This is a genomic window from Streptomyces sp. NPDC014870 (assembly GCF_043081505.1).
Classification (GTDB): domain Bacteria; phylum Actinomycetota; class Actinomycetes; order Streptomycetales; family Streptomycetaceae; genus Streptomyces.
The window spans coordinates 103,450-122,320 of the sequence record NZ_JBIBWQ010000011.1 but is presented as its reverse complement, the minus strand read 5'-3'; the positions used below and the strand labels follow the sequence as shown (position 1 = coordinate 122,320).

The 18,871-nt window shown below is 71.6% G+C and carries 19 protein-coding genes and 1 pseudogene; 17 read left to right on the top strand and 3 right to left on the bottom strand.

The annotated features are described in order from the left end of the window. Positions 1–72: 72 nt before the first annotated feature. Positions 73–1,440: an MFS transporter gene (locus ACF09C_RS29110; protein ID WP_392095742.1), complete on the bottom strand. Its 1,368-nt coding sequence runs from the start codon at positions 1,438–1,440 to the stop codon at positions 73–75. Between the two features lie 271 nt (positions 1,441–1,711). On the opposite strand from ACF09C_RS29110, the gene ACF09C_RS29105 reads away from it, so the two are divergent. From ACF09C_RS29105 to ACF09C_RS29045, 13 genes are all read left to right on the top strand, one after another. Further along, positions 1,712–3,196: an aldehyde dehydrogenase gene (locus tag ACF09C_RS29105; protein ID WP_392095740.1), complete on the top strand. Its 1,485-nt coding sequence runs from the start codon at positions 1,712–1,714 to the stop codon at positions 3,194–3,196. A 55-nt stretch (positions 3,197–3,251) separates the two neighbouring features. Then, complete coding sequence (locus tag ACF09C_RS29100) at positions 3,252–4,208, top strand: VOC family protein (protein WP_392095739.1); 957 nt, start codon at positions 3,252–3,254, stop codon at positions 4,206–4,208. Next, positions 4,205–5,002, top strand: coding sequence for an aspartate dehydrogenase domain-containing protein (locus tag ACF09C_RS29095; RefSeq protein ID WP_392095738.1), 798 nt, complete (start codon positions 4,205–4,207; stop codon positions 5,000–5,002). The genes ACF09C_RS29100 and ACF09C_RS29095 overlap by 4 nt, the downstream gene beginning before the upstream one ends. Then, on the top strand, positions 4,999–5,817 hold the full coding sequence (locus ACF09C_RS29090) for an alpha/beta fold hydrolase (RefSeq protein ID WP_392095737.1): 819 nt from the start codon (positions 4,999–5,001) through the stop codon (positions 5,815–5,817). Before ACF09C_RS29095 ends, ACF09C_RS29090 begins: the two co-directional genes overlap by 4 nt. Continuing rightward, complete coding sequence (locus tag ACF09C_RS29085; protein ID WP_392095735.1) at positions 5,808–6,329, top strand: cupin domain-containing protein; 522 nt, start codon at positions 5,808–5,810, stop codon at positions 6,327–6,329. The genes ACF09C_RS29090 and ACF09C_RS29085 overlap by 10 nt, the downstream gene beginning before the upstream one ends. Next, positions 6,322–7,062: an SDR family oxidoreductase gene (locus tag ACF09C_RS29080; RefSeq protein WP_392095733.1), complete on the top strand. Its 741-nt coding sequence runs from the start codon at positions 6,322–6,324 to the stop codon at positions 7,060–7,062. The genes ACF09C_RS29085 and ACF09C_RS29080 overlap by 8 nt, the downstream gene beginning before the upstream one ends. 19 nt (positions 7,063–7,081) lie before the next feature. Next, positions 7,082–7,870, top strand: a complete 789-nt coding sequence (locus ACF09C_RS29075) for an SDR family oxidoreductase (RefSeq protein WP_392095732.1) — start codon at positions 7,082–7,084, stop codon at positions 7,868–7,870. Between the two features lie 9 nt (positions 7,871–7,879). Next, positions 7,880–9,505 carry a thiamine pyrophosphate-binding protein gene (locus ACF09C_RS29070; RefSeq protein WP_392095730.1) on the top strand — a complete coding sequence of 542 codons (1,626 nt, stop codon included), beginning with the start codon at positions 7,880–7,882 and terminating at the stop codon, positions 9,503–9,505. Positions 9,506–9,549: 44 nt separating this feature from the next. After that, positions 9,550–10,503: a PDR/VanB family oxidoreductase gene (locus ACF09C_RS29065; RefSeq protein WP_392095728.1), complete on the top strand. Its 954-nt coding sequence runs from the start codon at positions 9,550–9,552 to the stop codon at positions 10,501–10,503. A gap of 42 nt (positions 10,504–10,545) precedes the next feature. Then, positions 10,546–10,785: a recombinase-like helix-turn-helix domain-containing protein gene (locus ACF09C_RS29060; RefSeq protein ID WP_392095727.1), complete on the top strand. Its 240-nt coding sequence runs from the start codon at positions 10,546–10,548 to the stop codon at positions 10,783–10,785. Between the two features lies 1 nt (position 10,786). After that, positions 10,787–11,815 (top strand): Rieske 2Fe-2S domain-containing protein, encoded by a 1,029-nt coding sequence (locus ACF09C_RS29055; protein ID WP_392095725.1) that lies wholly within the window; start codon positions 10,787–10,789, stop codon positions 11,813–11,815. A 418-nt stretch (positions 11,816–12,233) separates the two neighbouring features. Then, complete coding sequence (locus ACF09C_RS29050) at positions 12,234–13,100, top strand: DUF1684 domain-containing protein (protein WP_392095723.1); 867 nt, start codon at positions 12,234–12,236, stop codon at positions 13,098–13,100. Between the two features lie 166 nt (positions 13,101–13,266). Beyond that, a complete protein-coding gene (locus tag ACF09C_RS29045; RefSeq protein WP_392095722.1) occupies positions 13,267–13,833 on the top strand; it encodes a rhodanese-like domain-containing protein in 567 nt (188 codons plus the stop codon). Between the two features lie 7 nt (positions 13,834–13,840). Here ACF09C_RS29045 and ACF09C_RS29040 read toward each other — a convergent pair whose 3' ends face one another. After that, entirely contained in the window at positions 13,841–14,368 is a 528-nt protein-coding gene (locus ACF09C_RS29040) for a GNAT family N-acetyltransferase (RefSeq protein WP_392096055.1), read from the bottom strand. Between the two features lie 544 nt (positions 14,369–14,912). On the opposite strand from ACF09C_RS29040, the pseudogene ACF09C_RS29035 reads away from it, so the two are divergent. From ACF09C_RS29035 to ACF09C_RS29020, 4 genes and pseudogenes are all read left to right on the top strand, one after another. Next, a pseudogene (locus ACF09C_RS29035) lies at positions 14,913–15,529 on the top strand (TauD/TfdA dioxygenase family protein); the annotation flags it as partial. Between the two features lie 220 nt (positions 15,530–15,749). Further along, a complete protein-coding gene (locus ACF09C_RS29030) occupies positions 15,750–16,307 on the top strand; it encodes a SigE family RNA polymerase sigma factor (protein WP_392095721.1) in 558 nt (185 codons plus the stop codon). Beyond that, positions 16,300–16,704 carry a hypothetical protein gene (locus tag ACF09C_RS29025; RefSeq protein WP_392095719.1) on the top strand — a complete coding sequence of 135 codons (405 nt, stop codon included), beginning with the start codon at positions 16,300–16,302 and terminating at the stop codon, positions 16,702–16,704. Before ACF09C_RS29030 ends, ACF09C_RS29025 begins: the two co-directional genes overlap by 8 nt. Before the next feature lie 91 nt (positions 16,705–16,795). Then, complete coding sequence (locus ACF09C_RS29020; protein ID WP_392095718.1) at positions 16,796–18,031, top strand: mannosyltransferase family protein; 1,236 nt, start codon at positions 16,796–16,798, stop codon at positions 18,029–18,031. A gap of 124 nt (positions 18,032–18,155) precedes the next feature. Here ACF09C_RS29020 and ACF09C_RS29015 read toward each other — a convergent pair whose 3' ends face one another. Beyond that, a complete protein-coding gene (locus ACF09C_RS29015) occupies positions 18,156–18,542 on the bottom strand; it encodes a BTAD domain-containing putative transcriptional regulator (protein ID WP_392095717.1) in 387 nt (128 codons plus the stop codon). Positions 18,543–18,871: the final 329 nt, after the last annotated feature.

The following is an 18,871-nucleotide window of genomic DNA, read 5'->3' as shown; positions in this document are numbered from 1 at the left end:
AGGGGTTGGGCGGAAGGGGGTGGCGGCCCGAGCGGTGATCTCCGCTCGGACCGCCACCCCCTTCCGGGTACGTCAGGCGTTCATCTCCTCCAGCGTCCTGCCCTTCGTCTCGACCGCGAACCAGGCGATCACCGCACCGACCGTGGCGACCACGGCGAGCTGCGCGAAGACCACCGAGAGGCTGCCGCCCGCGGCGATGACCGCACCGACGGTGACCGGGCCGATGATCACGCCGAGGCGGTTCCACAGGCCGCCGAAGGCCGCCCCCTTGGCCCGGTTGGCGGTGGGGTACAGCTCGGGCGAGTACAGGTAGAGCCCCGCGTTGATCGCGTAGAGGAAGAAGGTCGTGCAGGACGCGAAGACGGCGACCTGGCCGCCCGAGGTCGCGCCCGCCAGGGCGAGCGCCCCCAGGGAGAGCCCGCCGCCGGTGAGCGCGGCGATCAGTGCGGGCCTGCGGCCGATCCGGTCGACCAGCAGCGCGACGATCAGGGTGCCGAGCAGGCCGGTGACGTTGCTGAGCAGGGTGTAGACGAGTGCCGTGGTCAGGTCGAGGCCGAACTGCTTCGTGTACAGGGACGGCAGCCAGGTCGAGATGCCGTGGTTGACGTAGTAGGCGACGAACCAGAGGCCGGACAGGACCGCCGTGCGCCGCAGATAGCGCCCGCGGAAGAGGTCGCCCCAGCGCCCCGGGGTCGTGCACTCCTCTCGTACGTGCGGGTCCGGCGCGGGCAGCGGCTGTGCGGTGGCGCGGGCGACCTCCGCCTCGATGCGGGCGATGGTCTCCTCGGCCTCCTGGGTCCGCCCTCGGGAGAGGAGCCAGCGCGGCGACTCGGCGACATGGCGGGGCAGCAGGGCGGCGATCAGTACGGGAAGGGTGCCGATGACGAACATCGCACGCCAGCCGAAGTTCGGTACCACCCACACCGCGACCAGCGTCGCCGCGGCGAGGCCGGCCGGGAAGATCATCTCGTACAGCAGGACGAAGCGTCCGCGCTTGTCGGAGCGGGCGATCTCGTTGATGTAGGTGGCGGCGACGGGTACGACTCCGCCGATGCCGAGGCCCTGGACGAACCGGAAGAGCGAGAAAGTCTCGATGGTGCCGGAGAAGGCGACGGCGAGGCTGGCGAGACCGGTGACGGCGACGCCGAGGGCGACCGTACGCACACGGCCGATCCGGTCGCCCATCCATCCGGCGGCCAGGGCGCCGATGAGCATGCCGAGGGAGGCGGAGGTCACCGCGAGGGTGGCCTGGCCCGTGGTCAGGTGCCATTCCTTCATCAGCACGGGCAGCGCGGAGGCGGCGAGCAGCTGGTCGAACGCCTCGAAGAAGGTGACGGCGCCGATGAGGAAGCGGACCTTGACGTGCCAGCGCGAGTGGGGCAGCCGTTCGAGTCGCGCGGCTATGGAGCCGAGGCCTGGCTTGCCGGCCACAGTCGTCATGGAGGGAGTCCTTCCGCGAACAGAGGAGTTGCCGAGACAGTAAGGGGCACTACCTAAGGGGTCAATGGTTAAGGCCTTAGGAATCTCCCCGTTACCTGACCGCCATCGACCCGCTGCGCGATCGACACCCCGCTCAGGGCCACCACAGTAACGACTTTCCCTTCGACTCTTGCGCGGAGATATTTAAGCCCTTAGATTTCAAGCGCTTCGGCAATCCGGGAGTCCCCCTCCGCCGAAGCCCAACGTCCGCCGCCTCACCGGAGGTTCTGCCGTGCCTCAGTTCCCCACCGACATCCTCATAGCGGGCCAGTGGCGGCGCGGTGCCGGCGACCCGGTCGACACCGTCGACCCGGCGACCGGACGGATCGTCGCCACCGTCCACTCCGCATCGGCCGAGGAGGTCGCCGAAGCGGCCGAGGCCGCCGCGGCGGCGGTGGCGGACCCGGCCTGGCGGAACCTCCTCCCCCACGAGCGCGCCCGGCTGCTGCACCGGATCGCCGAGCTGACCGAGGAGGCCGCAGGCGAGCTTTCCGCCCTCCAGACCGCCGACACCGGCAAGACCCTCGCCGAGACCCGCGCGCTCGCCCTCAGTGCCGCGGGCACCTTCCGGTACATCGCGGCGGCCCTGGAGACGGCCGAGGACGCGCTCACCCCGCCGCGCGGGGCGTACCTGACGATGAGCGTGCACGAGCCGATCGGTGTCGTCGGGGCGATCAACCCGTGGAACTCCCCCATCGCCAGCGACGCGCAGAAGATCGCCCCGGCCCTGGCCGCCGGGAACGCCGTCCTCCTCAAGCCGGCCGCCTGGACGCCCCTGGTCTCCCTCGCTCTCGGCCGGCTGATCACCCGGGCGCTCGACGAGTTCGGCCTGCCCACCGCGCTCCTGTCCGTGCTGCCTGGCAGCGGCCGGGTGGTCGGTGACGCCCTCGTACGCCACCCCCTCGTCGCCCGTATCGGGTTCACCGGGGGCACCTCGACGGGCCGCTCGATCGCCGCGATCGCGGCACAGAAGCTGATCCCCGCCTCGCTGGAGCTGGGCGGCAAGTCGCCGACCATCGTCCGGGCCGACGCCGACGTCGAACAGGCCCTGGCCGGTGTGCTGTTCGGGATCTTCTCGTCCAGCGGCCAGTCCTGCATCGCGGGCTCTCGGCTCTTCGTGGCCCGCGCGATCTACGACTCCTTCGTCGGCGAGCTCGTCAAGCGCGTCCGGAAACTGCGCGTAGGGCCCGGCACCGACCCGTCCACCCAGGTCGGCCCCCTCGTGCACCACCGCCACCGCGACGCCGTCGCCGCCTACGTCGACCTCGCCCGGTCCGAGGGCGGGCGGGTGCTGTGCGGCGGATCCGCGCCGGACGGTGAGCGCTACCGGGACGGCGCGTACTACCTGCCGACCGTCCTCGACGGCCTGCCGAACTCCTCCCGTACCTGCCAGGAGGAGATCTTCGGCCCGGTCCTCGTGGCGCTCCCCTTCGACGACGAGGACGACCTGGTCCGCCAGGCCAACGACTCCGTCTACGGCCTCGCCTGCGGCATCTGGACCCGCGACGCGCGAGCGGCCTGGCGGCTGGCCAGCCGGATCGACGCGGGCACGGTCTGGATCAACACGTACAAGCAGTTCAGCGCCGCCACCCCGTTCAGCGGCTGGAAGGAGAGCGGCCTCGGGACGGAGAAGGGCCGTGACGCGATCCGCGCCTACCAACGGCAGAAGTCCCTGTACTGGGGCACCTCCGACGCTCCCCTTCCCTGGGCCAACTGACCCGGCACGTTCCCTGGGCCACCTGTCCCGGCACGCCCGCCCTCTGGAGAGACTCATGCACCGCACACCGCCCGGTCCGATCGCCCGGCTCCGTTCCCTGCGCTACGTCGAGCTGCACACGCCCGCCTTCACGGAGGCCGCCGACTTCTACGAGGAGGTGTGGGGGCTCGAGACCGTCGCGTCCGACACCGGCGCGCGCTGGCTGCGCGGGACCGGCGACGAGCACCATGTCCTGCACCTCACGGAGAGCGAGCGCGTGGGCCTCGGCCGGATCGCGTTCTCCGTCGCCACGCCCGCCGAGGTCGACGAGGCCGCGCGGCGCCTCGAAGCCCGGGGCATCGTCCCCGTCCTCGGCCCCGGACCGCTGGACCAGGCGGGCGGCGGCTACGGGCTGCGGTTCACCGACCCCGAGCGGCGCCTGATCGAGATCAGCGCCCAGGTGGAGGCGGTGGCCCCGCGCGGCCGGGACGGCTCGGTACCGGTCGGCGTCACCCACGCGGTGCTCAACACCGTCGACATCGACGCGGCGGTCGCCTTCTACTGCGACGTCCTCGGGCTGCGCGTCTCGGACTGGTCCGAGCACCAGATGGCGTTCCTGCGGTGCAACGCCGACCACCACTGCATCGCCTTCAACCAGGCCGAGTGGACCTCCCTCAACCACGTCGCGTACGAGATGAACTCGGTCGACCACTTCATGCGGGGCCTGGGGCGGCTGCGCCACCACGGCATCACCCCTCAGTGGGGCCCCGGCCGGCACGGCCCCGGCAACAACACGTTCTCCTACTTCACCGATCCGTCCGGCCTTGTCTGCGAGTACACCTCCGAGGTGGCCCAGATCGTCGAGGACGCCTGGATCGCCAGGGTGTGGCGCCGCGTGCCGGAGCTGTCCGACCTGTGGGGGACGGCCGGCCCGCCGTCGAAGGAGATCCGCTGCCACATGGCGGGCACGCCGGACCCCGGCCCGCTCGCCGCTGCCCCCACCGTCACCGACTCCCGGAAGGATTTCGCATGAGCACCGTACGCCAGGTGGGCATCGTCGGCTGGGGCGCGATCGGCCGCGTCGTCGGCACCGCGCTCACGCAAGGAGAGGTGAGCGGCGCCGAGCTGGTGTGCGTCGTCGACAACCGCCCACTGGGCGAGGCCGCGCCCGCCCCTCAGGTCACCTTCGAGGAGGCCCTGGAACAGTGCGACCTCATCGTGGAGGCCGCGGGCCAGGGTGTCGTACGGGAGTGGGGCGAGCGGGTCCTCGCCTCCGGCACCGATCTGCTGGTCGCCTCGACCGGGGCGCTCACCGACGAGGAGCTCGCGAAGCGGCTGCTCGCGGCGGGCCCCGGCCGGGTGTACTTCACAGGCGGCGCGGTGGGGGGCCTCGACCTGCTCCAGGCCGTACGGTCCCTCGGTCCCGTGGACGAGGTCCGGCTGACCACCACCAAGTTGCCCTCGACACTCGAACAGCCGTGGATGGGCGAGGAGTTGCTCCTCCGGATGCGGACGGCGACCGGTCCGGTCGAGGTCATGTCGGGCACCGCGCGCGAGGTTCCGGTGAAGTTCCCCCGGTCGACGAACGTCGCCGCCTCCGTCGCGCTCGCCGTCGGCGACCTGGACGCTGTGCGGGTCCGGGTCGTCGCCGACCCGGCGGCGCACCGCACGCGGCACGTGATCGAGGCGTCCGGACCCCACGGGGCGTACCGCTTCGAGATGGAGCACGTGCCGGACGCGGACAACCCCGCGACCAGCCAGGTCGTGCCGTACGCGGTGCTGCGCAGCCTCGCCGCGATCGCCGGGCGCACGGGGCAGATCCTGTGAGCGGCCGCTTCGACGTGCATGTCGAGGAGGCGGGCGATCACGGTCCGCTCCTGCTGTGCCTGCACGGCATCGGCTCGTCGTCGGCCGCGTTCGCGCCGCAGCTCGCCGAACTCTCGTCGTACGCGCGAGTCGTGGCCTGGGACGCCCCCGGATACGCCAAGTCGCCCGACCCCGAAGTCCCGCTCACCCTCGACGACTTCGCGGACACGGCGGCGGGCCTCATCCGGGAGCGCGGCGGACGCGGCCACGTGCTCGGTGTCTCGTGGGGCGGCGTCATCGCCCTGCGGCTCGCGGCCCGCCACCCGGAGCTCGTCGCCTCGGTGATCGTCGCCGACTCCAGCCCCGGCTCGGGCACGGACGAGGAGACGGCCGCGGGCATGCGGGCCCGCGTCACCGAGCTGGCCGAACGCGGCCCGCGAGCCTTCGCCGAGGCACGCGGTCCGCGCCTGGTGTCGCCCGACGCCCCGGACGAGCTGGTCCGGCGGGTCGTGGACACCATGGCGGCCTCGGTGCGGCTGCCGGGTTACGCGTACGCCGCCGAGTCCATGGCCTCGGCCGACCTCCGCGCCGAACTTCCCTCGGTCGCCGCACCCTCGCTGGTGCTCTGCGGCGATCAGGACCGGGTCACCGGCATCGAGGCGAGTCAGACCATCGCCGGAGCCCTCCGCAGGACCGCCTTCGTGATCGTCAAGGACGCCGGTCACCTGGCCAATCAGGAGCAGCCCGGGCGCTTCAACGCCTGGGTCCTCTCCCACCTCCGTATCACCGCACGCATCCCCGAATCCCCGAACAGGAGCCCATTCCCATGCCTCTGACCACCGCCGCGTACGACAACGGCGGCGACCTCGCCGCGTACACCGACTCGCTCATCGCCACCAAGGCATCCCGCGTGGCGGACTTCGGCACCCTGTCCTTCCAGGAGAAGGCAGGACCGCAGTACCGCCGCGGCCAGATCCGCTACGTCGGTTCGGGCGCCACCGGCAACCACGAGAGCGACAGCCGCATCCTCCCGTCCGGCGGCTTCACCTTCTCCAACATGCTGCTCCCGCCCGGCGCCGAGGGCCCGGCCCACACCCATCACGACGTCGAGGAGGCCTTCTTCGTCCTGGAGGGCGAGGTCAAGGTCGGCATCCACCGCGGGCCCGACGAGGTCGAGTACCGCACGCTCGGCTACCGCGACATGATCGTCGTCCCGGCCGGCGTGACCCGTTCGCTGAAGAACGAGGGCGACACCGACGCCCTGTTCTGCGTCGTCATCGGCACGCGGAAGCCGCAGGTGCCGACGTACCCCGAGTACTCGCCGATGCACGGTGTCACCCGTGACTGACCCGAGGGTCGTCGTCGTCACCGGGGCGGGCCGTGGCCTGGGCATGGCCATGGCCCGCCGGGCCGGCGAGGACGGCTTCCGGGTCGTCGTCGCCGAGCTGGAGCGGGAGCGGGGAGAGCGGGCCGCCGCACTGCTCCGCGCGGAGGGCGTCGACGCGCGCTTCGTACGCTGCGACGTCGCCGACCCCGCGTCGGTGGACGGGCTCGCGGCGGCCGTGCGCGAGACCGGACCGCTGTACGGACTCGTCAACAACGCGGCGCTCGCCAACGGAGTCGGCGGAAAGGAGTTCCAGGACATCGACATCCAGGTGTGGGACCGGCTGATGGCGGTCAACGCCCGCGGTCCCTGGCTGGTGTCGAAGGCCCTGTACCCCCTCTTCGGCTCGCCGGGCCGGATCGTCAACATCGCGTCGGACGCGGCCCTCTACGGCTCGCCGCGGCTGGCCCACTACATCGCCTCCAAGGGCGCGGTCCTCGCGCTGACCCGGGCGATGGCCCGCGAGCTCGGCGACAAGGGGATCACCGTGAACGCGCTCGCCCCCGGGCTCACCGAGTGCGAGGCCACCGAGACCGTGCCCGCCGAGCGGCACGACCTCTACCGCGCGAACCGGGCCGTCTCCCGGCCGCAGCAGCCTGAGGACCTCATCGGCGTCGTCTCCTTCCTGCTCGGCGAGGAGTCCCGCTATCTGACCGGACAGGTGATCGCCGTCAACGGCGGATTCACCATGAACTGAGCTGTAGGAGTGACGACTTATGGATCTGGGCCTCGCCGACCGCACGATCGTGGTCACCGGCGGCAGCTCGGGTGTCGGCCTGGCCACGGTCCGGGCCCTGCTCGACGAAGGAGCCCGCGTCGCCACCTGCGGGCGTGACGCCGACCGGATGGACAAGGCCGCCGCAGGGCTCGGCGCCGGACGTGACCGGCTGATGACCGAGGTCTGCGACGTACGGGACCGTGACGCGGTCGACCGTTTCGTACGCCGGACGGCCGAGGAGTTCGGGGGCGTCGACGGGCTCGTCAACAACGCCGGGCAGTCCCGGATGAAGGGGCTCGACGAAGCGACGCCCGAGGACTGGCGCGACGAGCTGGAGCTCAAGTTCGCCGGGGTCCTCAACCCGCTGCACGCCGCGCGCCCGTACCTCACCGCCTCCGACGCGGCGAGCGTCGTCAACATCAACGCGGTTCTCTCGAAGCAGCCCGAGACCCGTCTGATCACCACCAGCGCCGCACGCGCCGGCATCCTCAACCTCTCCAAGTCCCTGTCGATCGAGCTGGCCGGCGACGGCATCCGGGTCAACTCCGTGTGCCTGGGCCTCATCGACACCGGCCAGTGGACCCGCCGCCACGCCGCGGCCGGCACCGGGGAGAGCTACGAGGACTGGCAGGCCGAACTGGCCGCCGACCGCGGGATCGCGCTCGGCCGCCTCGGCCGGGCCGAGGAGGTCGCGTACGCGGTCGTGACCCTGCTCTCGTCCCGCGCCTCGTACATCACCGGCACCGGCATCGACGTCTGCGGCGGCGTCGGCCGCTCCATCCTCTGAGGAGACACCATGCGTTACGACAACGGAGGAGACCTCCTCGTCGCCGTTCTGCGCGAGCTCGGCGTCGACACCGTCTTCGGCATCGTCAGCGTGCACAACCTGCCGCTGGTGGAGGCCGTCGACCGCGAACTGCGGTTCGTGCCCGTGCGGCACGAGGCCTCGGCCGTCAACGCGGCGGACGCCTACGGGAGGGCCCGCGGCTCGATCGGCTGCGCGCTGACGTCGACCGGTACGGGGGCGGGCAACGCCGCCGGTTCGCTGATCGAATCGCTCAGCGCGGGCAGCTCCGTCCTCCACGTCACCGGCCAGGTGGAGAGCGAATTCCTGGGCAGCGGGCGGGGGTTCATCCACGAGACCAAGGACCAGCTGGGCATGCTCACGGCCGTCTCGGCGTACGCGGCGAGCGTCCCCGACGCCGAGCAGGCGGGCCGGATCCTGCGCGAGGCGGCGCGGGCGGCGCTTGCCGCGCCGGGCGGTCCGGTCAGCGTCGAGTGGCCGATCGACCTCCAGTACGCGGCGCAGACGGACGCTCCCGTGGAGCTTTCATCCCAGGTCCGTCCCGCGCCCACGGCGGGTGAGCTCGCGGCCGCCGGCACCCTCCTGGCCTCGGCCCGTCGCCCGCTGATCTGGGCGGGCGGAGGCGCCGCCGGCGCCCGCGACCAGCTCACGCCCCTGCTTGAGGCGACCGGGGCGGGACTCCTCACCTCCAACTCCGGGCGGGGCACGGTGCCCGAGGACCATGAGCAGGTCATCGGCAACTTCGCCACCACCCCGGCCGTGCGCGCCCTGCTCGCCGACGCGGACGTGCTGGTCACCATCGGCACGCACTTCCGCTCCAACGAGACCGCCGACTACACGCTCGGTCTCCCCGCCGCACACATCCAGATCGACGTCGACGCGGCGGCGCTCGGCCGCGTGTACCCGGTCGCGCACCCGCTGCACGGGGACGCCGCGACCACCCTCGCCGGTCTGGCCGCGTACGCCCGGCCCGCCGAGGACGGCTGGCGCGAGCGCGTCGCGTCCGTGCGTACCGAGGTACGAGAGGCACTCCACACCTCCATCGGCCCCCAGGCCGCGATCTGCGACGCCATCCGCGCCGCTCTTCCGCGCGAGGCGGTCGTCGCTCGCGATGTCACGATCGCCTCCAGCAGCTGGGGCAACCGGCTCCTGGAGATGTACGGCACGCGGGACAACGTCTTCCCCCGGGGCGGCGGCATCGGGCAGGGCCTCGGCATGGGCATCGGCGCGGCGCTCGCCCGGCCCGACACGCCGACGGTCGTCATGGCGGGGGACGGCGGGCTCGCCGTACACCTCGGCGAACTCCTCACCCTCGCCCAGGAACGGCCCCGGCTCACCCTGATCGTCTTCAACGACGGCGGCTACGGCGTGCTGCGCAACATGCAGGACCGCTACGGCGAGCGGCGTTCGGGCGTCGACCTCACGACCCCCGACTTCGAACTCCTCGCGCGCGCCTGCGGGTTGCCCTATCTGCGGATCACCGCCGAGGAGCACGCCGATCCCGTCGTCCGTCAGGCCGTGGCCTCGGACGGACCGACGCTCGTCGAGGTCGACCTCGCGGCCCTGGGGCCGATGAAGAACCCGTTCACCCCGCCGGTGCGGATTCCGGGCCAGTAGTCCGCACCCCCGTACCGCTCCCTCACCGGAAGGAGGCACAGACCATGAGTGAGAACGCACTGAACGAGAACGCGCTGCGGCTGATCGTCCGCCGTATGACCTGGGAAGCCGAGGGCGTCCTGTCCGTCGACCTCGCCGACGCCGACGGCAAGCCCCTGCCCGCCTGGACGACAGGCGCCCACGTCGACGTCCACGTCGGCGGCCAGGTCCGCCAGTACAGCCTGTGCGGCGACCCGCAGGACGTGGGTGCGTACCGAATCGGGGTGCTCAACGAGCCCTCCTCACGCGGAGGTTCGCGCTACGTGCACACGACGCTCCGTCCCGGCCAGACCGTCACTGTCTCCGAGCCGCGCAACCACTTCGCCCTGGAGGACGCCGACGCCTACGTCTTCGTCGCTGGCGGCATCGGGATCACACCGCTCCTCGCGATGGCCCGGGAGGCCGCGCGGCGCGGCGCCCCCTGGCGCATGGTCTACGGCGGCCGGAGCCGGGCGTCGATGGCGTTCGTCTCCGAACTCACCGCACTCGGCGGCGATGTGACGTTCGTACCGCAGGACGAGGCCGGCCACATCGACCTGGACGCGGCGCTGTCCGGGCTCTCGGACGGCACGCTCGTCTACTCCTGCGGCCCCGAACCACTGCTCACGGCCGTAGAGGCGCGGTGCCCGGAGGGCCGGCTGAGGCTGGAGCGGTTCGCCGCCCCGGTCGTCGAACGGGCCGGGGACGACGGGGCGTTCGAGGTGGAGTGCCGCAAGTCCGGCCTCACGCTCGGCGTCGGCGCGGACACCTCGATCCTCGACGCCGCGGAGGGCGCCGGAATCGCCGTCAACAGCTCTTGCCGCGACGGGATCTGCGGCTCGTGCGAGACCCGCGTGCTCGACGGGACCCCCGACCACCGCGACTTCCTGCTCAGCGAGTCGGAGCAGGCCGCGGGCGCCACGATGATGATCTGCGTCTCGCGATGCGCCTCCGGCGGCCGCCTCGTTCTCGATCTGTGAACCCCACCCCTCCCCTGACCCCCGCCTTCCCAGGAGACACCCGTGACCACCGACACCACGAGCGACGCGTGGCCGTATCTGGACGTCCACCAGTCCCGTACGCACGAACCCACCGCCTACGAGTACAAGCTCGCCGCAACCCTCGAAGAGGTCTTCACCCACGAGGGCCACGAGCCGGCCGACGTGGTGCGCGGGCTCAACGCCCGCAAGGTCCATGCCGCCGACGGCGCGCCGTGGACCGAGGAGTCCTTCCGCGCCGAGATGAACCGACTGGGAGCCTGACGTGACGCTGTCCTCGACCGCCACCGCCGACCACATCTACGCCACCGGTCTGCGCAACCAGTGGCACCCCGTCGTCCCTTCGCGCTTCGTCGCTCCCGGCGCGATGCGCAAGGTGACCGCGCTCGGCGAACAGTGGCTGCTGTTCCGCCGCTCCGACGGCCGGCTCTCCATGCTCGCCGACCGCTGCCCCCACCGGGGCGCCCCTCTGTCGCTCGGGAAGCACCTCGGTGACCGGGTGGCCTGCTGGTACCACGGCGTCGAGGTCGAGACCGACGGGACGGTCTCCTCCGTCCCCGGGCTGCCCGGCTGCAACCTGGAGGGCAAGAAGCTCGTCACCTCGCTTCCAGTGCGCGAGGTCGGCGGCGCGATCCTCGCCTACTTCGGTGACGAGGCGCACCCCGAGCCGGTGGACCTGACGCTGCCGGAGCCGCTGACGGACCCGGAGGTGGACGCGTTCCTGTGCTACGCCGAATGGGACGTGCCCTGGCGGTACGCCGTGGAGAACCTCCTCGACCCGATGCACGGCGCCTTCCTCCACCACGAGTCGCACACGATGTTCGATGGCGACACGACGGCCAAGTTCCGCATCCGGGAGACCGACCGCGGCTACTTCTTCGAGAAGACCGACCAGCGGGGCGTCAACTTCGACTGGGTCGAGCTGTGCCGTACGGGTGTGGACTGGGTCGACCTGTCCATCCCGTACCCGCCGTCGGCCGGCCCCGGCGGACCGTTCGGCATCGTGGGCATGGTCTGCCCGGTGGACGCCGAGCGCAGCGGAGTCTTCTTCTGGCGCTACCGCCGTGTCGCCGACTGGCAGCGAGCGACCTGGCGCTTCCTTTACCGGACGCTGATCGAGAAGCGGCACTGGGAGGTCCTGGAGCAGGACCGCGTCATGCTGGAGGCCATGCCCGCGGACGCCGACCAGCAGGAGAACCTCTACCAGCACGACCTCGGGGTGGTACGGCTGCGGCGGCTGTTCCGGGCGGCCGCGGAGGCCCAGTCCTCGGCGTCTTCCCCGGCCGGAGCCTGACCGAAGGACCGCCATCCCCCCAAACGACGGGTGTGCCCCGCGCCGAGGCGAGATGAGGCACACCCGCAGGGACGGATGCACCCGATGTCCGCGGAGCTGGGTGCTCTGCCGGCGGCTGACGGGCGACACTGGTGCACCGCACCGGAGTTGTGGTTTGCTCGACCCATGAGCCTTCTCGTGATGCGTCGGCACGTGGACTACGTGCGCGTCACGACCATGGCCTGTTCCGGCTGACATCGAGGCCTCGACCCGGCGTCCGAACAGCCCCACGCTCACCCCGAACAGCTTCCGGGCGCCCCCTGACGGCCTCGTCCTGCCCCCGCGGCCCGTTCCTTCCGCCTTGTCTTCCGGATTTCCGGACTTCCGGCGATGGATACGCGGCCGTGCACACACCATCCGCATCAGCAGGAGGAGACGCATGAGCGTCCGTGGCATCCCCGACACCCGCGAGACCGTCGACACCGACATCACCGGTACTCCCGATCCGGCGCGGTTCGCCGTGGAATGGGAGGAGTGGCACCGGGACAAGGACGCCCGGCTCGCCGCCGAGCACGGCTTTCTCGCGGTGACCGGTCTGCACTGGCTCTCCGAGGAGCCGCAGAGTTTCCCCGGCACGCCCGGCACGTGGTCGACGGGGCCCGAGGGCGTCACAGTCGACCTCGACGAGGGGACGGAACTCGTCGTCGACGGCACGGTCGTCCGGGGGAAGCACCTCTTCGGCGTCATTCCGGAGCGCGGCGGCGTCAACGCCGTCTGGAACGACACCGTGATCGAGGTCGCCAAGCGCGGCGGCCACGACGTGGTCCGGCCGCGCCACCCCGACCACCCGCTGCGGACCGCCTTCACCGGGACGCCCGCGTACGCTCCCGATCCGCGCTGGGTGGTCACCGGCCGCTACGAGGCCTTCGACGAGCCGCGACCGACCACGGTCGGCGCCTCCGTCGAGGGGCTGCGGCACGTGTACGACGCTCCGGGCCGGATCGTCTTCCGGCTGGACGGACAGGAGTTGAGCCTGACCGCGTTCAACGGGTTCACACCCGGCACCCTCACGGTGCTGTTCACCGACGAGACGTCGGGTGTCACCACGTACGCGGCCAACCGCCAGCTCGGTGTGGACGCGCCCGGAGCCGACGGCGGTGTCGTGCTCGACTTCAACCGCGCCACCAATCTGCCCTGCGCCTACACCGACTTCGCGACCTGCCCGCTGCCGCCGGCCGAGAACCGGCTGCCCGTGGCCGTCGAGGCAGGGGAGCGCATCCCGCGGGAGCGCGGCCCGGTCGACTGACGGAACGCGCACGTGTTGCCGCGGTATGGCGACGGCATGGCGACCTCGTGACGGCACCGCACGTCGTCACGCCGTGGCCGTGCCGCGCGCCTAGCATCTCGGGAACGGCCCTGTCACCTGCTCGGTGCAGGGCCACTCCCCCGTCGCTGCCAAGGGCAGGATCGCCATGAGCAACTCCCCCACCCCCACTCCCACCGCCACCCTCACCGTCGGCCAGGCCGAGCCGCAGCTCCGCCGGCTGTACGTGGTCGACGTCCGCACCCCGGGCGAGTTCGCGTCCGGCCACCTGCCCGGCGCCGTCAACGTCCCCCTCGACCGCATTCAGGACAGCGTTGCCGACCTGCGAGGCTCGGCGGCCGACGGGTCCCTCCTGCTGGTGTGTGCCTCCGGTGCCCGTTCCGAGAAGGCCGCCGCAGCGCTCGCCGCCCACGGGATCGCGGCGTCGAGCCTCTCCGGCGGCACCCGGGCGTGGGCCGCCGCCGGTCACGTGCTCGAGTTCCCGCCCGGCCCCGTGCGGGCGGTCTGGGGGATGGAGCGTCAAGTCCGCTTCACCGCAGGCACCCTGGTCCTGCTCGGCCTGGCCCTCGGTCTGCTCGTGCACCCGGCGTTCCAGCTCCTGTCGGCCGGAATCTCCGGAGGCCTGGTCTTCTCCGCACTCACCGACACCTGCGGCATGGCCGTGGTTCTCAGCCGGCTTCCCTTCAACCGACGAGGCGCAGCACCTCACGGGTGACGAGTCGTCACGGGGGTGCGTCGCGCAGGTCCCTGACGTACCGGTCGAACCGTGCGGCCTCGTCGCCGCGCAGCTTTCCGCCGGGGGTGAATCCCGCCCGCCGCGCGACTGCGGCGGAGGCGGGATTCTCCGGATCGACCTGGATCACCGCCTCCTCCGCGCCCTCGGTGGCCGCGTACCGGGCCGCCAGGAGGACTGCGCGGGTAGCCAGGCCACGCCCTCTCGACGACGGATAGAGGCCGTAGGCGACATTAACCTGGCTCGAAGTCAGGCCCTCCCCCACGAACCGCAGGTCGATCGTCCCCGCGAGCGCCTCGCCGGCGGCCACCCGGATGCCGAAAGCGCGCAGGGGACCGGCGGTGCTCCATTGTTCCCAGCAGTGCCGGAAGTACGCTTCCACACCGTCGCGCGTGCCCGGACCGCCGTTGAGCCAGCGAACCAGCGGCTCATCCTCGCCCGCGAGATGCGCCTCCACATCGTCCGGGCACAGCGGCGACAGAGTGATGATCCCGTCGGACAGTCTCACTTCATGCATCCGCCGATTCTTGACGCCGCAGCCGAGTCGCACCACCGCATTCCGCGCGACATCCGCCCGGAGCCGTCCCACCGTTCGGGCCGGTTGTGAACGCCGGACGTCGCGCGTATGGCAGGAAATTCAGGATGCGAGACGCGGCAGGACAAGACATTGACGCGTCCGGTCTCCGCTGCGAGTCTCTTGGCCGTGAGCAGTTGTCGGAACCTCGCCGCGCGGCTGCACGTCGATCTTCGACGTCAAGCCAGCGCCATCTGTGCCGTCGGTCGATAGACCCACCGCCAGGCCTCTTTTTCCGCCCGCCGGATTCCTCCTCCGGCCAGGTTTCCCTTTCCCACCGTCGGGCGGTTCTCATGCCCTTTCCCGGAGTCCTGGCACGCGCCTTTCCGCATGTGCGCTATCCAGCCTTCCATCGAAGGTGCACAGCGTTCCCCATGACCACGACCCGACAACCCGACGACCCGACGACCCCGCGACAGTTCCTCACTCGCGCTGCCGAAAGGACTCCTTCCACGACCACCCGTACCGGCTTCGACATCCGCAGGATCGGAGGCCGAAATGGCACACGGACGTCACCTTCGTCCGAACGCCGCCCAAGGCGTCCACACTGCGCGGCATCGTCGTCCCGCCCTACGGTGGCAACACCCTCATCGCCAACTCGGGCGCCGCCTACCAGGACCTGCCCGAGCCCCTGCGGGAGCTGGCCGACAAACTGTGGGCGGTGCACACGAACGTCTACGACTACGCGGCCCCGAGGAGCGAGAAGGCGGCCGAGCACCGTAAGCAGTTCGTCTCCCGGACGTACCGCACCGCCACCCCGTCGTCCGCGTCCATCCCGAGACCGGGGAGCGGGGGCTGTTCATCGGCGGCTTCGCCCAGAGCGTCGTCGGGCTCAGCCCTTCCGACTCCCGCGACCTCCTGCGCCTCTTCCAGTCGTACGTCACCCGCCCCGAGAACATCCTGCGCGTGGTCTGGCAGCCGGGCGACCTCGTCCTGTTCGACAATCGCATCACCCAGCACTACGCCCCCGACGACTACGGCGACCTGCCGCGCCTGCTGCACCGCGTGACCGTCGCGGGCGACGTCCCGGCCGGTGTCGACGGCACGCTCAGCCATGTCATCGAGGGCGACGACGCGAGCCACTACACCCCCGCGGCGGTCTGAGCCCCTGAGAAGCACGGATCGTCCTTCACCCACATCGAGGCGCCTGACCCGGGTTTCACCGGTCGGGCGCCTCTCGTGCGTCCATCTGCGGCCTCCCCTGACGCGTGTCCTCCGGATTCGGTTGCGTGATCACGATCACTCTTGTTCCTGGGTTTCCGTGTCAACCGGGGGACCCTCGACAGGCGTATGCGGGGTGTAGTCGGAGATCCGGGAGTGTTCGTTGACCGTCGAGGAGTTCGAAGAGTTCTACGCCCACGCGGTGGCGCGGCTCACGGGCCAGTTGTACGTGATGCTCGGCGACCTGCACGAGGCGCAGGACGTCGTCCAGGAAGCCTTCGTCAAGGCGTGGAACCGGAGGCGGCAGCTCGACCGGGACGGACAGCCCGAGGCGTGGATCCGTACGGTCGCGTGGCGGCTCGCGGTGAGCCGCTGGCGCTTCCGCCGGCGTACCACCGAGGCGTGGCGGCGCGGCGCGGCGCCGCCGTCGGTCGAGGGCCCCGAGCCGGACCACCTCGTGCTCGTCGACGCCCTGCGTGAACTCCCTCCGCAGCAGCGACGCACCCTGGCTCTGCACTACCTGTGCGACCTGAGCGTCGACCAGGTCGCCGCCGAGACCGGTCTGTCGACCGGCACCGTCAAGACCCACCTGTCCCGCGGCCGGGCGGCACTCGCCCACCGGATCGAGGACCCGCGCGGTGAGCGTCCCCGCGCCGAAGACCAGCGGGGCGAGCGCCCCGGTACCGACCACCCGTCCGGCGAGGAGGCACACGGTGAATGAGTCCCGCGACCCGTCCCACGACGACCCGTCCCACGACCCGCTGAGGTCGCTCTTCGAGGCAGCCGCCGACGCGGGCCGGGCTCGCGCCGCCTACCCGCCGGCCGCCGAGATCAGCGCCCTCGGGCGGCGCGTCCACCGGCGCCGCCTCGCGGCGCTCGCCGTGGGCGCGTGCCTCGTCCTGGGCGGCGGGGGCGCCGCGCTCGCCACCCTGCTGCCCGGCTCCTCGCAGCCGGTCGTGCCCGCGATCACCCCGTCGGTGAGCGGCCCGACGCCGTCGAGTACGAGCACGAGCGACACCCGCCCGCCCGCCGTCGGCATCACGACCTCCCCGCCGCCGACCCCGCCCGGCTCCATCGCGCCGGGCGCCACGACCACGCCACCGCCCGGCAGACCCTAGGGCCGCACCCACCCCGCTCTTCCGGGACCGCCACCGCACCTGAGGCCGTCCCGCGCCCCGCCACGCCCTCAGAGAGAAGCAGACGCCCCCGATGACCCTCATAGAACGAGATGTCCGGCCCCCCGCACCGGCGGCGCCGACAGCCGCCGTCCGCGAGCCAGGCCGTGAGGCTCGGCACCTTCGCGCAAGCCTCCGGTTCCGCCTCGACGCGGACGACCGTGACGTCCTGACTCTCTATCTGTTCACGCGTGTCGCTCTCCTCCTCACCGCGTACTGCACGGCCTGGCTCTTCCCGCGCGATCCCGAGTCCCACCACGCGGAGCCGTTCGGGGCCGTCTTCGGTCAGTGGGACTGGAACCACTACCTGAACATCGCCCGCGACGGCTACTTCCCGGACGATCCGGCGGCGCGGCCCGTCGAGTGGGACAACAGGGAGGCCTTCTTCCCCGGATTCCCGCTCCTGCTGAGGGCGTTGCACCCCTTCGTAGGCGATTGGACCGCGGCCGGACTCCTCATCTCCTTCGTCGCCGGAGCGGTCGCGGTGGTCGCCTTGGGCCGCATCGCCCGGCTCCACGTGCCCCAGGTGGCCGACGCCCGCCGCACCGTCGTCCTCCTGCTCGTCTCGCCGTGTGCCGTCTTCCTCGCCGTCGGCTACACCGAGTCGCTCTTCCTCGCGTTCGCCCTGCCGGCCTGGCTCGCCGCACAGCGCCACGACTGGCGGCTCGCCGCGCTCCTCCTGGCCTGCGCGACCACCGTGCGCGTCAGCGGCCTCTTCCTCCTCGCCGCGCTCGTCGTCCACTTCGCCCTGACGGCCCGTCAGCGCGGCGACCTGCGCCAACTGCCTTGGCTGGCCCTGCCCGCGCTCCCGCCCCTTCTCTATTTCTGGTACCTGTACGGGCACACCAGGGACTGGATGGCCTGGAAGCACGCCCAAGAGCGCGGCTGGTACCGGGAGTTCCACGCCCCCTGGGAGGCCTGGAGCACCACCTGGGAGGCCGCATTCGACCACGGCTACACCGCCCCGTACGCCCTCCTGTGGCAAGCCGAGCTCGTCGCCATGGGCGTCGGCCTGGTCGTCGCCGTCCTCCTCGCGCGTGCACGCCGCTGGCCCGAGGCCGTCTACATCGCGCTCAGCCTGTGGGCGCTGGGCACCTCGTACTGGTACATGTCCATCCCCCGCGCCACCCTCCTGTGGTGGCCCCTGTGGATCGGCCTCGCCTGCTGGACGTCCCGCAGGCCGCGGCTCTTCGCTGCCTGGCTCTGCGTGTCGGTTCCGCTCTCCGTGGTCCTCGCCGTGGCCTTCTTCTCGGGGCGCTGGGCGGGCTGACCAACTGCCGGCGCCGGGTACGTCGGGGCGAGGTCTTCCGGCACGTAGGCGGGGACGGCGTCAAGGTGCCACGGGTGTGTGCCGGGCGCGGCAGGTACCTTGAGGCGGGCTTGCGGAGGGGCGTCTACGCCCGTGTCAGGTCGCGGACGAGGCGGGTCAGGCGGTCGGACCGGGCAACCTTCAACTCCGCCTGGAGCAGGCGCCGGTAGTCGTGGTAGCGCTTGACGGCGCAGGCCAGGTTGCCCTCGGCGAGATGCACCTCGACAGCGATGCGGTGGGGGGTCTCGCGGTACGGGTCGATGGAGGCGGCGACGAGCGACGTCTGCAGCGCCGACAGGTGGCGGCCTTCCGCCTGGAAGCGCCGGGCGAGTGCTTCCAGGGCGTAGAGCCGTAGCTGGTCCCAGCGTTCGCGTTCGAGGAGCAGCCATTCGTCGTCCCAGCCGGGGAGCATGACCTGGCCGAGGTCTGTGACGAGCTGGTCGGTGACAGGGAGTGGATCGTCGCCGGACACGACGACTTGGGCGGCGTCCCACGCATCGTGAAGGTCGACGGCGAGGGAGGGTGAGAGGGCCAGAGTGTGGTCCGCGCTGGCGATGACGGGTGTCGTTGCGAGTTTCCTGCCCTGGCAGAGGGCGGATCGCAGGTTGGCGGCCGCTCGGCATGGCGTGCAGTCGGGCCACAGCTGTTCTGCTGCGTCACGTCGGTGTGCGCCGTCACGGTGCAGCGCCAGGAAGGCCAGGAGGCGCTGAGCCGCGGCGGAGACGGTGACAGGCCGCCCCTCGCAGGTGATTTGGAGGGGCGAAGGAGTTCGATTCGTGCTCGCTGCGACACGCCTTTCAC

What these genes read in the sequence shown, in the direction of transcription:
- ACF09C_RS29110 (WP_392095742.1), bottom strand. Translation starts at nt 1,440, where the DNA reads ATGACGACTGTGGCCGGCAAGCCAGGCCTCGGCTCCATAGCCGCGCGA.
- ACF09C_RS29100 (WP_392095739.1), top strand. Translation starts at nt 3,252, where the DNA reads ATGCACCGCACACCGCCCGGTCCGATCGCCCGGCTCCGTTCCCTGCGC.
- ACF09C_RS29020 (WP_392095718.1), top strand. Translation starts at nt 16,796, where the DNA reads ATGACCCTCATAGAACGAGATGTCCGGCCCCCCGCACCGGCGGCGCCG.
- ACF09C_RS29085 (WP_392095735.1), top strand. Translation starts at nt 5,808, where the DNA reads ATGCCTCTGACCACCGCCGCGTACGACAACGGCGGCGACCTCGCCGCG.
- ACF09C_RS29095 (WP_392095738.1), top strand. Translation starts at nt 4,205, where the DNA reads ATGAGCACCGTACGCCAGGTGGGCATCGTCGGCTGGGGCGCGATCGGC.
- ACF09C_RS29065 (WP_392095728.1), top strand. Translation starts at nt 9,550, where the DNA reads ATGAGTGAGAACGCACTGAACGAGAACGCGCTGCGGCTGATCGTCCGC.
- ACF09C_RS29045 (WP_392095722.1), top strand. Translation starts at nt 13,267, where the DNA reads ATGAGCAACTCCCCCACCCCCACTCCCACCGCCACCCTCACCGTCGGC.
- ACF09C_RS29050 (WP_392095723.1), top strand. Translation starts at nt 12,234, where the DNA reads ATGAGCGTCCGTGGCATCCCCGACACCCGCGAGACCGTCGACACCGAC.
- ACF09C_RS29040 (WP_392096055.1), bottom strand. Translation starts at nt 14,368, where the DNA reads ATGCATGAAGTGAGACTGTCCGACGGGATCATCACTCTGTCGCCGCTG.
- ACF09C_RS29070 (WP_392095730.1), top strand. Translation starts at nt 7,880, where the DNA reads ATGCGTTACGACAACGGAGGAGACCTCCTCGTCGCCGTTCTGCGCGAG.
- ACF09C_RS29075 (WP_392095732.1), top strand. Translation starts at nt 7,082, where the DNA reads ATGGATCTGGGCCTCGCCGACCGCACGATCGTGGTCACCGGCGGCAGC.